Source organism: Leifsonia sp. EB34 (genome assembly GCF_041260585.1).
Taxonomy (GTDB): Bacteria; Actinomycetota; Actinomycetes; order Actinomycetales; family Microbacteriaceae; genus Leifsonia.
Genome location: NZ_JBGCCV010000004.1, coordinates 86219 through 100467 on the forward strand (window position 1 = coordinate 86219; position 14249 = coordinate 100467).

Here is a 14249-nt window from a genome sequence, read left to right on the forward strand (position 1 = left end):
AGGAAAGACATGGCCCTCGCAGGAATGCGACGAAGGTCACATTCCCGCGGAGCAAAAGATGTGACTTTCGTTGACCTTTTCAACGCACGGTCGGGCGGCTGCGCCTTCTGAGAATGAGCGCATGACCGACCTCGTCCTCCCGCGATCGACCCCCGTCGTGTCGTTCGCACACACCGGCCGCAAAGTTCTGCTCGCCTTCGTCGAAGCGCGTCCGGTGGTACAGATCGTCTTCCTGCTGCGCTTCGCCGTCGGTGCCGCACTGGGGGGAATCGGCGCGGTCAACGCGGTTCAGGAGCTGTTGGGAACCGCGGCGTGGTTCGCGGCCGTCTGGTTCGTCTACCTGCTCAACGGCATATCCGATGTCGCTGGAGATCGCAGGAATGGTTCCCGGCGTCCGCTCGCCTCTGGCACCCTCGACGTGCCATTCGCATTCAACCTGTGCCTCTTGCTGGCCGTTGTCTCCGTGCTGACGGCGTCCCTGCTCAGCAGCAGTTTCGTGCTGCTGGTGTCGTGCATGTTGCTCCTCGGCGTCGTATATTCGATCGGTCGCGGCGCGGCCAAGAAGTCAGCCCTCTTCGCGCTCAATGTGGCGGCGCTGGGCGCCGTCCTCACGTATGCGGCGGGCTCGGACTCCCTGGGCGCCATCGGCTCGCAAACGTGGGCGTTCGCTGCGGTGACCGGGGCTTGGATCGCGACGGCCGGTCATGCGAAAGACCTCGGTGACGAACCAGGCGATAGGGAATCCGGGAGGAGGACCTTGCCCATCCTTCTGGGCGGCCTCCAGGCGCGTGCCGTCATCGCGATCGGCTCGATCGCTGTCGGCGCCGCCGCGGTGGCTGTCGCGATCGCCGTCCCTCGGCTCGGATCCCTCCTCTGGCTCGCTCCCGGAGCTGTCGCTCTCTGGGTGTCCCTCGCAACCATCAACCACTTTCGCGCGTCGAGCAAGGCGCCCTACCGCACGTTTATGCTCGTGCAGTACATCGTGAACCTCAGCGCTTTCATCAGTTGATCCACCACGTGAGCGGGACTATGCACAACTCCGAACCGAAGCCGGCACTACGGGCCGCCGCGGCCGAAATCACCTCCACGCTTCACACCAGGCTTGCAGTACTCAACAGCGCACTTGTCGCCGATGCCGAGGTCGAGGATCAACTCCGGCACCAGGTCGAAGGGATTCTGGAGCAGACGTTCAAGCGGATGGGATTGGATCGCACCCTCACTCTGCGTCGCACGACAGGCGAAGGTACTACGGTCGGGGAACTCCGTGCGCGCCAGAACATCCACCCCGTCGACAGTCTGACGGCCGCTACTCATCTGTTCGACATCGCACTCGATGCTCTGACCCGCCGCGGCCTCGATGCCGACCAGACAGCGAAAGCGCTCAACGCGTCGATTATGGCCAACGTCATCCCTGCCTCGGTCGCGTACGTCAACGTCCTTCTCGAACGGCTCGCTGTCGCCCACAGCGAGGAGCGCCTGGGCATCTCGCGCGAGCTCCACGACCGGGTAGCCCACGGAATCGCCGCCGGGATACAACGAGTGGAACTCGCACGGAACGGTATGGGGGCGGAGGCGTCCCGCATCAGCGAGGCATTGAGCCTGTTGGAGGGCGCACTCGATGAGACCCGCGCCATCGCTCTCGACCTTCGGCACATGGTGGGCGAGAAAGATCTCGACCAAGCCTTGCGCGACTACGTCGTAGACCTGGATCCGAACGGACCGCCCGTGTATGTGAACAGCGTCGGAATGCCATACGCGCTCGCCACGGGAACGCAGGAGGAAGCTTTCATCGTTATTCGGGAAGCGATCCACAACGCCCGGCGTCACTCGAACGCCGGACGGATCATGGTCGACTTCGACTGGACGGCGAGCGGCGTCAGCGTCAAAGTTGTCGACAACGGTTCGGGTTTCCGCCACGATGCGATTCGAGCCGGCGCGCTTGGGCTTGTCGCAGCGCAGGAGCGAGCCGAGCTCATCGGGGCGGACCTCAGCATCGAGACCGAGATCGAACGCGGGACGACCGTCACGCTTACCATCGCACGTAATGAGGGACAGCTATGAGCCGGACCGTGATCCTTGCCGACGACCACCTGCTCTTCCGGCAGGGCGTCAGATCCTTGATCGAGACGGAGTTCGACGTGGTCGGTGAGGCAAGCACCGGCGACGAAGCGCTCGAGCTGGCCCAGAACTATGACGCCGACGTTCTGCTGCTCGATGTTGAAATGCCGGGCCCGACCGCTGAGCAGAACATCACCAGGATCCGGCGCGCGGCTCCAGCGACAGCCATCGTTGTTCTCACGATGCACACGGACGCGGTCCTCGAGCGGCAGTTGCTTCGAGCCGGCGCGTCCCAGTTCATCAGCAAGACGATCGATGGAGTCTCCCTCCAGAAGGTCGTCGCTGACGCCCAGGTCGGCCCGACAATCGCAGCGCCCCACCTGATCCCCGCGTCGGACGAACACATCCTGACCAGCCGAGAACGCGAGGTGCTCCGAATGATCGCGCAGGCGTACACGAACCGGGACATCAGCCAACGGCTCAGCATCGCCGAGGGAACGGTCAAGCGCCACACGACGAACATCTACGCCAAGCTCGGTGCAACGTCGCGGATCGATGCCGTCCGGAAGGCCGCACGACTCAACCTACTGAGCTGACCACGCAATACCGGAACTCAATCGACCGGAAATGTGACCTTAGCCACATTCAGAAGAGCCCCACCACCCTCCTAACCTGGCCAAACAGGCCGCCGGTAGTTCACCGACAGGCGACATCCAGATGAGTGAATGGGGAGTTGGATGAAATGGCAAAAACCGCTTGTGGCCGTTATAGCCACAGCAGTCGTCCTGGGTGGGGTTGCGCTGGCAGCCGCACCAACTTGGGCTTCGGGGAGTGGCCCGTCGAGCACGAACGGTCCGTTGACCGATTCGCAGCGAGTGCAGCCGGCGCAGTCAGTTGGCGGCCGTGAGTACTTCAGCGAGTCGCAGATCGACAAGGTTTGGACGGAGGTAACAAAGCACTTTCCCGAGCCGCTTCCCTCCGGGTACGCCTTTCCCACCACCGCCCCGGCATTCTTCCATCCCGGCACCCCTCATCCAATGTTCCAGGCTGGCCTCCCGGATGAATTCGCAGCCCAGTTCTGGAGGTGCGCCTGGCTTGCCAAGGCTTCAACGGACGCGCCGACGAACACTGCTGCCGAGAACAGCGATCATTCCGAAATGGCTAGATTTGCGTCGCTTCCTTCAGTAAGCGCGAACCTGAATGTCTCCGCCTACAACCAGCTGACAGCGTCTTACGCCAAGGCCAAGAGCGTATCGGCTGATCAGGCCGAGTACGCACTTCAATGCTCGGGCTTTACCACCGCGGGAGGCACCAAATGATTCAGTCGGCTAAGAAGCGATGGATCCGTGTGGTGGCTGCGGCCGTGGCGAGTAGTCTGCTGGTACTTGGAATCGCCGACTCTGCGTCAGCCAACACATCTGGCGTCTCCGGTTCTGGCGTCGCCGGAAACACCTACTACAACGCGACGCATTACATCAACAGCAATGCGCAGAACCAGGTAATGTTCGAGTTCACGAACATGACCGTGGGTGGCGGCGGAATGTACTTCTATATGTCGCAAGCAGGGTTCGGAAGTTACATCTACTCAGAACGCGACAACGCCGCCTACAACACGTGGTATTTGATGCAATACAACCCAACCGGCACCACGGTGTGGCCCACCGGCGGCTTCTACCTGGGTTACTACTTCGACGACCAGTGCGGCGGATCTTGCGGGACATACACGTGGAGCGGGAACCTCGAATGGAACCTTCTGTATTGACGACACCACTCCGTTCGACGCGCGTTCGGCTTTGGTCACGAACCACACGAATCGCGCAAACGCTGGTCATCGGCGCGTGCACCGCGGCGGCGTTGACGAGCTGTGCGGTTACTTCCGCTGCGGCACCCCGGACTGACGTGCCCACGTCGACGCCAACACCAACGCGGCCCCCGTTGTTCGCAGATCCCCGCGACCGGATCGGCGAAAGCTGCGCTGTGCTCGCAATCATTCAGACCGAACTCGAAAACGCCTACATGAAGCACGAAAAAGGCTCACTCTCCGATTCCGGCTTTGCAGCCGTTGTGAACACTGCACCGACATCGTTGAAAGCCCTCAATTTGCTCGCGACAGGTGGAATGCAGAGCGAGGTTGGGTCGCTCCTGGAAGACACCACATTGACACCACCCGCGGTTGCCGGAGCAACCTTCGACCCGCGCTCGCAACCGTTCCGGGCAGACATGATGCAGGCGATCTCGGTCTGCCAACAGAACGGAACCCCGATGGGGGTGCTCGAGGACGGTTAGTAGTCCAAGCTAACTGCCGAGGCAACGAATCGTCACGATGGCCACGCTCACTTGTGTGACTAGCTAGGCCACATGTTAAGGCGGCGTCGACCCGTTCCAGGTCGACGCCGCCCAACGCGCTTCTCTCGGCGCCACATAACACGAGACCTTCGAAGCGTGTCGCCAGCGTGGCGTCTGCGATGCGTCGTTCGGTCCCGGCAGAGATCAGCCTCTGCGTTGAGTGGAGCGAAGGGCGGAGGGATGCCCGCCGAAGAGACGAAGACCGAGACCAGGAAGACGGAACCAGACGAGAGATCGAATGGAACGACGGAAGGAATGACATAGACCGGAACCCAAGGAGAGATAGAAGAGCGAGGCCCAGAGAGATAAAGCCAAGAGCCAATGCACGCAGGCACTTAAGTGTCGGCCCTGTTCAACCGGGTCCAGCGTCAACCTGGTTGCCCTGATCCGAGCGGGTCTAGAGTCGAGCGATCCGTATCGGCCCTGTTCAACCGGGTCCAGCGTCAACCTGGTTGCCCTGATCCGAGCGGGTCTAGAGTCGAGCGATCCGTATCGGCCCTGATCCACGTGGACGAAGGCGTCTACTTGGGGCTGCTCGACCGGCCGATGCAAGGTGCCTCAGTACCGGGCCCCGCGTCGTTACCCGAGACGATGACGGGGCCACATTTGTGTCCTCAGGGGCCGCTGGGCGGGACCACCGCACACGGCGCTGCGTTGTTGGGTTTGAGGGCCTTTCCGCCGCCCGATCGTAGCTCCCTCCCGGTGCTCCGTGCCGGGCTTTCGCGGCGTATCCTCCTCCGCTGCGCTCCCCCGGTACTCCACAGTCCCGGCACTGCGCACCTTCCACTCGCTCTCGATCACCCGCCGGAAAGGCACTCAAAACGAACGACCCCCGAGGGGGTGAGCGGGATGCGGGTATTCATCATCGACACCAACAACATGGACCCGGAACTGCAACGCGGACTCATCGGCGTAGAAGGCTCCACGAATCCGGCCGCTGCTGAGAAGCAGGAGTGTGTGGAGATCGTCAGCCGATACGTCATGGATGGGTGGGCGGTCGCCGCTGACCCGAGCAGCCCGATCGGATGGCTCGCTGCGCTCACCGCCGAGGCCGCGTGTGTACCCTTCGTCAACCTCGCGCGACTCGCTCGAGAGGAACCCACCCCAGTCCCGACACGCGTCTAGTCAATCGACCCCCGACCCGGCCAGACAGCCGGATCAAACGATGCACTTCCGTCGACGGCCGCACCGCATCGTCGCGCCCTGGCGCTGCTAGTTTCCGACGAATTTTGGATTTGCGCGCCGAAACCACCTCGGAAACACAACGTGTAGGTATGAGGGCATTGGTTTCAGGTTCAGCTCCGCGGCCCAGCTCGCCGCACGGCCGCTCCGCGAGCCGCTGGCGCGGCAAGAGTAGCTGGCACTCGGAGGATGTGCGCACCGTAACTGAATCGGATCCCACGCCGGCGAGCGACAGTTTGCCTACCGATGCAATTGCGCGCCGAAGCCGGATCCATTCGGTCACCGGTCGCCCGGGAAGGAGCGACTTCCCGGAGAACTGCCGATGCGCGCCCCCCGCGCGCCAAAGACAGCGCCGAACCGGAAGTACTAAGTGAAAGGTCCAATCGAATAAGGACAAGACCGTCCAATTTGGAAGCCCCAGTTGCGAGGGAGGTGTGCAGGTGCGAGGCGGAGTAGCCAGATGGAAGCGGGGACAGCAGTCACACGGGGTCAAGCAAGCGGTCAACTACGCCTTCAGCGGTGTCTGCGACGCCACCCTCACCGCCAAAACTGCCAACGGTGTGATCGCCGCCGCCAGCTACGCCGACGCACTCATGACCCGGTACATCATCGAGAACGGGATCATCCGCGACGACCTCCTCACCCGGGACCAGTTGAAGCAATGGGCTGATGGGCTCGACCCCCTCACCGGGCAACGACGCGGACGCGACCTTGAGTCCCCGGTGGCGGACCTGATTCTGGATGCGACGATCAACGCACCGAAGTCGTTCTCGATCGCCGCCATGCTCGACCCCGACTTGGCCGCCGCCTACGAAGACCTCCAAGACCGCCTCCGTGACCGGATCATCAAACTGTGGCAGGCGGAGCTCAACGCTCGCCGCGGCAAGGGCGGCGCCATCCGCGAAGACCTCGTTCGGATCGAGGTCGTCGAGCTCCGCCATGAACGATCCCGGTCGCTTGATCCGCACAAGCACCGCCACCTCTGGTTGAACGTCAAAGTCCAAGGCGCCGACGGCAAATGGTCCAACATCGACACCCGGGTCGCGTTGCGTTTCCAGAACGTGATCAACGCTGAGGGCGACCTCGCCACCCGCACCGACCCCGCCTGGATACGGGCTCTCGCCGCGAAAGGATTCACCCTCGACAAGGACGGGGAGATCACCCAACTGCAGCACCTTGTGCGTCCGCTCTCGAAGCGTTCCGCGCAGATCGAAGCCAACAAGGTCGCTCGCACTGGCTGGTGGAAAGAACGTCACCCCGGTCAGGAGCCCTCCCATGATGTGCTGAACCAGATCGACCGTTGGGCATGGGCTGCCGGCCGACCGAACAAGCCAAGCGACCTGCACGAAGACGACTGGGCCCAGCTCATCCGCGAAGAGCTTGCCGCGGCCGACCCCGCGCTCCCGCGGGAGCGCTCCCCCATCGACGCACCTTCAGTATCGATCGGCGACCTCGACATCGAGTTGCTCGCCGCAAGAGCTGTCGTGGATGCGGACGCACGCTCCACTGGAACTGGGGGCCGATTCAGCATATTGGACGTCAGGGCTGGCGCAATCCGCGCGATCGCGGCGACCGGCGTCGTGGCTACTCGGGCGGACTTGGAGTCCGTCGAAACAGCGGTCGTGGCAACGGCACAACGAACGCACACCGTCACCCTGTTGTCGGACGCCAACATCCCGGGCCACATTAAAAGCCTTATGGCGACAAAGACCGCAACGCTCAAGGCAGTGCTCGCACACAGGATTGAAGCGCTCTCGGCGACGGGTACGACGATGGACCCGGACGAGGTCAGGGCTATCGCTGGCGTGGTGGAACCTGAGCGCACGCTTGACGATGGTCAGGTCGATGGCGCGACGGCAATCGCAGGGACCTCGCGCACTGTCACTGTCTCCGGAGCCGCGGGGACCGGTAAGACCACAATGCTCAAGGTGGCCAACGCGGCATTACGTCGCCACGGTCGCAACATGATCATCGTTGCTCCGACGAAGAAGGCATCAGACGTCGCCGGCCGTGAGACTCGAAGCGCGGCGTCTTCGCTCCACCAGCTTCTCTTTGATTACGGCTGGCGATGGACAACAGCCGAGACAGGTGCAACGACCTGGACATGCCTGAACGCTGGGGACTTTGACACGCTGACCGGGGGAACCTATGCGGGTCCTCGGATGAGGATCCGGCCCGGCGATCGGATCGTCGTCGATGAGGCTGGCATGCTCGACCTCGAATCTGCCAGCGCCCTCATCGACGTTCTAAACCGGACCGGGGCGGGCGCGGCCCTCGTCGGCGACGAACGCCAAGCACTCCCAGTTGGACACTCAGGTGCGATGGCACTCTTCTGGCGATACGCTGCTGACCAGGTCGAGCTCACCACCATCCATCGATACAAGGATCCAATGTGGGCGGACCTCAGTCTCCGCCTTCGAGACCCGCGAGACAATGAGGTTGCAGCCGGTGTCGCAGACGATCTCGTCGACACCCGACACGTAGTGCTTGCAGACGGCGACGCAGCGGCGCGCGAAGCAATGATCGACGGCTGGTTCGAGGCGCATCAGAGTGGGAAGTCGATCGCACTCGTGACGGCGACTCATACCGAGGCCCAATCAGTGAGCGAAGGTATACAGGCTCGTCGTATCGCGATCCGGGCGATCAAGACCAACACCTGTGTGGTTGGCCAGGCCGGTCAAGTCATCTTCGTTGGCGACGTCGTCCAGACGCGTCGCAATGACGGTTCCGCGGATGTGCAGAATCGCCAGAGCTGGATCGTGAAAAAAGTCACTCCCGACAAGGTGGTGCTCGCTTCGACGACTGATTCGTCAGACCTTCGGAACGTCAGCCACAGCTACGCCGGCTCACATCTACACCTCGGATACGCATCAACCGTGTACGGCGTGCAAGGTGAGACCACTGACCTTTCCATCGTGGGCCCGGGTGTAGACGCAGCTGGACTGTACGTGGGGCTTACGCGTGGCAAGGTCGACAATTCGGTCATCGTGGTGGCGGCGAGCGAAGCGTCTGCGAAGTCTCAGTTGATCGAGATGATGCAGCGAGGAGCCATCGAAGAGACCCTCGAAGCCTCTCGCGCGGCTGCGCGAGTCGAACTCAGCCGTGCTGCTCAAAGAACGACGGGTTCCGTCGTTGGCGCAGGCCGCCAGAGTGTCGAGGCCTCACGCTCGCTCTGATTGGGCTTGCATCAGCCCGCAATCAGACCGTCCGCACGGAGCTGCCTACCGAGGGCATTTACACCGTCAAGCGCGCCGTCGTTGGCGCGATAGCGAAGTAGAGCGACACCGAGCGAATCAGCACGCTCTCTGGCGACAGGTCGAACACCGCCGGGGATGAACACCAGCGGTATCCGGCCATCGGATGTCGCGACCGCAGCCGCACGATCTACCGCGGCCGTATCCACGTTGCCACGCTCGTCAGTTACCCAGGCTAGATAGCGACGGCTGTAAAGGTCACAGAGTTTCCGCTCACCATTCCTCGCAACCACCACGTCATGCGCGCCCAGAAAGACCATCCATCGACGGCTCAGCTCTATCGCGTCTTCGCCCGACGCGCCAAAAGGCATCGGTGCGGGTCGTTCGCGTTCCACTCGACTAGTCTGCCCGACACCTCCGCTGCGGACACTCCGTCCATAAACGGATGGGCGGACTAGCCATGTCTTTGGCCTCGACTACCTTGATGACTGGCCGACTAGAACAAGGAGCAGGATGGCAACTGAGCAGTCGCGCAAGGCAATGGGGCTATCGTTGCTGGCTCCCGGCCCGGTTCTAACCGTTGTCGTGGTTTCAGTGATTCTGGCCGCCATCTTCTCTCCAGGCGAGTGGGCACTCGGTGTTGGCCGCGGCTGGCTAGGCGCGACTGTATTGGTGGCTTTGGCCGTCCTATTCGCAGCGCCGCCACTTCAGCCTCTCCGTGAGCGAAGCCACCTGATCGGCCGAATCGAAACGCTCGCCAAGTTTCTTTGGGCGGCGGCGCTACTCTGCGTCTCCTCGTTCGTCGGCGCCCTGGTTGGTGCGCAGGTCAAGTCCGATTCCGCGGGCCTTCATATTGGCCAGACGGGCAGCCTCCTAAAGACGGTGTTCCTCCTTGCCGTTGCACTGGCCGGGTTGTGGTTCGGGGCAGGACTTACTCTCGACATTTGGCGGTTAGGGCCAGACGGCAGACTTGGAGCGGTGTCGCGCGCGATTCGATTTACCTTGCGGCCGTTGGAGCCACCTCACCTGGGTCCGATCGCGGTCAGATGGGTTCTCGCATTAACATCGCCCGCTTGGCTGACGGTCGCATTGGTAAGTGGGACCGCCTGGGTTACCCAGACGGCACTGACGCTCGCAGGGGTACGAATCGGCTAGACAAACCCAATTGGCTGCGCGCTGGCAAGCACCGCCGCGAGCGCAGGAAGACTCATGGCACGGCGTGGATTACCGGAACGACTCGAAGTTCGGATGGAAGGCTCTCTACCTGTATCGCTAACGCCTCTTCGAGGCCCCTCATGTGGCGCAAGGAGGCGCTCTGCTTCCGCGAATTGCTTATGGGTCCGCCCGAAAAATCTACGACCAGAAAGACGCCGTGCGTCAGGTTGCCTCGCCGTAGGTAGTCATCGGCTAGCTGGGTTGGCAGGCTGGTACGAACCTCAGGATTCCAGCTTCCCTTAACCTCGACGACGATCGTATACGTTTCACCAGCAGCGGTGTCCACCAGCTCAATCCGTATATCCTGCCTGTGACCGACCCCACGGCCGTTGTTCCGCACTTCTACTTCGCGGTTAACGATCAAGCCGACTGAACTCAGCCGAGTCCTGAGCCCATGGCAGTACCAGTCTGAGATCGTGTTTTCATCTTTCGGATTCTTACTCTGGCTATCACGGCTAACGTTCCACAGGGCGAAGGCCTGCGGTGTCTCGCCCGTCAGCCATCGATAGAGGACATCGAGTTCGTGAATCACTGCCTCGAGCGCATCGTCAGTGCTACGAATGATTTGGGCTGGATTCCCGCTCGCGATTGCAAGGAACTCCTGGAGCGCTAGGGGACGCCACCCATTTATTCGAAGCGCCTCGCGTGCCAACGCGACATAGTGGCCGACACCCAAATCGGGTCGGCGCTGAGCGAGATCTCGAATGGCGTCCAGCGAAGCGGAGGTTCCAGCTCTTGCTACCTGTGTGATCAGGCTGTCGGTCCAGCGAGCGAACTCGTCTTGGGGCGTGACCCGCCGGAAGGCAAGCTCATCTTCGGGGCCTGCCTCGAAGCCACCCTCTGGCGACGTGGGAAGTAGGTCCACGAGCGCTTCGTAGAGCATCATGCGGTCCATCTCTGGGACGCGGACCCAACGAGCTCTTTCAAATCGTTCAGTCACAGCGAACTGCAGCAGCGCCGAAGCAGCCTGCTCGGGTCTCCCACGAACCAATTCAATGATCTGGTGGGTTGCTACGACCGGGTAGCGGCTTAATAGTCCAGAAAGCGCTTCCACAAGGCGGTCAATGTTGTCCGAATGGTTCAGCTGCTCGACGCACCACTCCTGGGCTCTGTCGGCGTCCACCGCGAACAGCAGTCCCAGCAGTTCATCCAAGTGGAAGGTGGCTGAGTCAAGTACAGAACGCACTAATGTGGAATAGCGCTTCCCAAGGACGTGCTCGAGATCCGATACCGCCGATGTCTCACGAGGCGCCGATCCGCAGCGTTCGAGGTACCTACGTACACTCGCTCTGAATGCCTGGGCGTCCGCGTCTCTCACGAGCCTCAGAACACGCCGCCGGGTGCCGCTCACCTCGTCTCGGGTTGAATCGTAGGCGGGGTACTCGAGAATCGCAGCGACGAAGTGTCTTGGGTTTGTCCCGAGCACTGCGTTGAGCCCGCCCTCACCGCAGTGCACCATAACTGTGTGCAATGCGCGGAAAGCCGCAAGCGACGAGAAGTAGATGACGTTGAGTCGAATTCGTTTGGGCGCGACCCCGGAGTAGACATCGAGATAGCGTCTCGCTGCCTCGAGTACCTGCTCACGTTCTGAAACTGACAGGAGATCGATACCTTCAGCCGCCAAGACATCTGTTGGACCGGGGGTGTCCCATCTACCTAGCGATTCATCGAGACCAAGCCAGCGGGCGAGAATCCAGAATCTACCGGGATCGCTCTCGATCCCAACTAGCAAATCACGTACCGCCGTAATGAATCGCTCGCGAGGGACTGATTCGGCCTCTGTTCCACGTTTCATCTCTCGAGCACGAGCCGCCGCATCCCTGAAATGCGCCGCGAGGTCACTTGTGAGCTCTATTGGCTCGTAATACCCCCGCATCGCTTCCCAGACGTCAGTGCCTTGGCGCCCCCAAAAGAGTTCGAAAGTATGGGGGTCGTATGGCTGCGACACGAACTGAATCACCTCAAGCCAGCGTGGCCTATCACTTCCGCTGTGATCTAGCTGACTCAGTAGCCAGTCGATTCGATGCGGACCTACGACCGGGACCTTATGGGCGTCGAAGGCTGTAACCACCGAGTACCAGCCGTGAGGAATCTCCCGGATTCGGCGCAACTGGCGCAAGAGCATGTCCTCCCAATCGTCCTCATCGAGGTCATCGATTGCGAGGGGATATGCCGTCTCATGCTGCAGTATTCGGTCGTTCAGCAAGTCCGCGATGTCGTCGCGCAAGCCGGTATCTCGAGGGAGAGGGATAAGGCGTTGAACTGCCTCATCCGCAAGCTCCCGCATGCGGCGGCCCAGCACAAACCGGCCTTCGGGATGCAGTGACGCAGATCTCAATTCGTGGGCGTGCCATCGCGCGACCGCTTCTGCGGACCGCCTGTCCAACTCACGACCAAATCGGTGAAGGAACATCGAGTACGAACCTAGGAAGTGGGGCGCCGGGCGTACAAGAAGGTCTAGGACTGCTCGCGTCTCGAGGTGGGTCGGCCACAAGTGATTCAGCAACGCGCCCCGAAGTTCGTCGTCACTGTCGCCTTCGAAGAAACTGTCCGAAAGCCGCGAGATGTCAACGAGGTCAATCTTGCGCTGCGAGGCGAGTACATCGGCGGCAAGCTTCCTGACGCGATAGTGACCCTCACGGCTGTAGACCAATCTGAGCAGTTCGGTCTCAAGGCCCGGGACATACGAGTCACGGAGAATTCTGAGCGCGACTACGCGCTCGGAATCACGTCCGGCGAGAGCGGGCTTCAATTGTTCAACTAGCCCGGAATGATCGAGGTCGCTCAAGGTGTCTTGAAAACGTAGCAACACCTCCTCCCCGTCGGCGTCGCGCAGTAGGGCCTCAACGATCATCGGCGCCAGGTCGGATCTCTCTCTGGCGACGCCGTTCTTGGCCAGGCTAAATGGATCGCATTGGACAAGCCAGTCATGCCGCGTTGAGATGGCGAGGAGATCCGTTGCGAGACCCAGCATCTGAGGCGGGATTGAGCGCCCCCCATCCGACGTCGTGATCAGGCTCCGCAGAAGCTCGGGTCGGACATCAAGATTTCGGACGGCGTTGGCAGCAAGATAGTCACGGACGGAGCGATGGATGAACTGGCGCTGGCTGGGGCCAGCTTCGGCAAAGAGTGGGGCGTGTAATAGCCATTGCATATCCGCGAATGTGATGTCGAATACCTCGCCATCCTTGAGGGGCTGCGAACCCTCAACGCCTTCCAACGACAGTCCCGACAGATCCTGACCGGGAACAAAAAGAGATATGCCGTTGGATGGACTGACCGTCGCATACAACGCGATGCGCTCGGCGGCCGCGCGCGCTCGCGACGGGGGCAACGCCGGCTGTTCCTCGCGCGACGCTCGTGCCAAAAGGCGCGGAACCGCATTCTCAAGAATCTCGGTCCGGGACTCTCCGACGGTGCCGCTATCTACATACATCTCGCAGAGGAGCCTGAGCATAAACGGGAGCGATGCGAGGGACCCGAGCGAACGCAGTTCCAGATGCGCAAGCAGATCATCTGCGTTGATACCAAACGAGGAAACGATCGACCACGCGTCCGAGCGTCGCAAGGGAAGAAGCGTGTGTAGTGCTTCTTGCTCCATTTCCTCGAAAAGATCCCCAAGCGCAGCGACTGTCTCAGCCGTCCGACTCATCGCGATAACTCGCCAGCCCTTGTCAATAAGGTGTGGAATCTTCCGCTCAAAAAAGGCGACCGATCGATTGATCAGGGTGGGTATCTCATCGATGCTGTCCAGGAGAAGTATGTTGTCTACTCCTGGGATGGGTTCAGGTAAGCTCGCAAAATCGCGTTCTAGCGATTCGGACGAGTAGCACTGCTTAAGGTCGAGCAACGAGCTGCGAGTGTTGGCACCCGAGTCACGGATTGAGTCCGCGAGGCACCTGACCGCTGTAGATTTTCCTGAGCCAGGTTCTCCCAGAACGAGAGACGCCTTCCGCGAAATCAGCGACAAAAGCGGTTCGATGCCGTGAAGGGCGTGGTCGTCCTCAGGCGTGAAATCGCCCCGGACCGCTACCTTTCCGACGAATCGCTGCTCCACGATCATCTTCCAAACTTAGCGATCCATTTTGCCGACGCCGCGTGCCAATCGCGCGCAAGTCCGGCGTTCATTCCCGGGAACCATCTGATGGTCGAGAAGCGACGAAATCCCAAAGCGGTGAGTAAACGGTGAGTTTGGCCAAAAACCATTGACCGGGTAGGCTGCGCCGCAGCCTGACTTCCCAGTGTTTATCTGGG

11 protein-coding genes are annotated in these 14249 nt (G+C 61.4%); 9 read left to right on the forward strand and 2 right to left on the reverse strand.

The genetic code is table 11. The features are described 5' to 3' along the window. Positions 1-121 precede the first annotated feature (121 nt). The 8 genes from ABIA36_RS18435 to ABIA36_RS18470 all read left to right on the forward strand — a co-directional run bounded on the left by ABIA36_RS18435 (position 122) and on the right by ABIA36_RS18470 (position 8762). Entirely contained in the window at positions 122-1009 is an 888-nt protein-coding gene (locus tag ABIA36_RS18435) for a UbiA family prenyltransferase (protein WP_369964026.1), read from the forward strand. Positions 1010-1029: 20 nt separating this feature from the next. After that, positions 1030-2061 (forward strand): sensor histidine kinase, encoded by a 1032-nt coding sequence (locus ABIA36_RS18440; protein WP_369964027.1) that lies wholly within the window; start codon positions 1030-1032, stop codon positions 2059-2061. Then, a complete protein-coding gene (locus ABIA36_RS18445) occupies positions 2058-2654 on the forward strand; it encodes a response regulator (RefSeq protein WP_369964028.1) in 597 nt (198 codons plus the stop codon). The genes ABIA36_RS18440 and ABIA36_RS18445 overlap by 4 nt, the downstream gene beginning before the upstream one ends. 261 nt (positions 2655-2915) lie before the next feature. Beyond that, positions 2916-3377, forward strand: coding sequence for a hypothetical protein (locus ABIA36_RS18450; RefSeq protein ID WP_369964029.1), 462 nt, complete (start codon positions 2916-2918; stop codon positions 3375-3377). Positions 3378-3409: 32 nt separating this feature from the next. Beyond that, positions 3410-3820, forward strand: coding sequence for a hypothetical protein (locus ABIA36_RS18455; protein WP_369964030.1), 411 nt, complete (start codon positions 3410-3412; stop codon positions 3818-3820). Positions 3821-4035: 215 nt separating this feature from the next. Then, on the forward strand, positions 4036-4344 hold the full coding sequence (locus ABIA36_RS18460; RefSeq protein WP_369964031.1) for a hypothetical protein: 309 nt from the start codon (positions 4036-4038) through the stop codon (positions 4342-4344). 909 nt (positions 4345-5253) lie between these two features. After that, positions 5254-5529: a hypothetical protein gene (locus tag ABIA36_RS18465; RefSeq protein ID WP_369964032.1), complete on the forward strand. Its 276-nt coding sequence runs from the start codon at positions 5254-5256 to the stop codon at positions 5527-5529. 617 nt (positions 5530-6146) lie between these two features. Beyond that, positions 6147-8762, forward strand: a complete 2616-nt coding sequence (locus ABIA36_RS18470; protein WP_369964033.1) for an AAA family ATPase — start codon at positions 6147-6149, stop codon at positions 8760-8762. Positions 8763-8773: 11 nt separating this feature from the next. Here the strand turns inward: ABIA36_RS18470 and ABIA36_RS18475 are convergent, their stop codons facing one another. After that, a complete protein-coding gene (locus ABIA36_RS18475) occupies positions 8774-9175 on the reverse strand; it encodes a hypothetical protein (protein WP_369964034.1) in 402 nt (133 codons plus the stop codon). A gap of 118 nt (positions 9176-9293) precedes the next feature. Between ABIA36_RS18475 and ABIA36_RS18480 the strand changes: the two genes are divergently transcribed. Beyond that, complete coding sequence (locus ABIA36_RS18480) at positions 9294-9935, forward strand: hypothetical protein (protein WP_369964035.1); 642 nt, start codon at positions 9294-9296, stop codon at positions 9933-9935. Positions 9936-9987: 52 nt separating this feature from the next. Here ABIA36_RS18480 and ABIA36_RS18485 read toward each other — a convergent pair whose 3' ends face one another. Further along, positions 9988-14058 (reverse strand): NACHT domain-containing NTPase, encoded by a 4071-nt coding sequence (locus tag ABIA36_RS18485; protein WP_369964036.1) that lies wholly within the window; start codon positions 14056-14058, stop codon positions 9988-9990. Between the last annotated feature and the right edge of the window lie 191 nt (positions 14059-14249).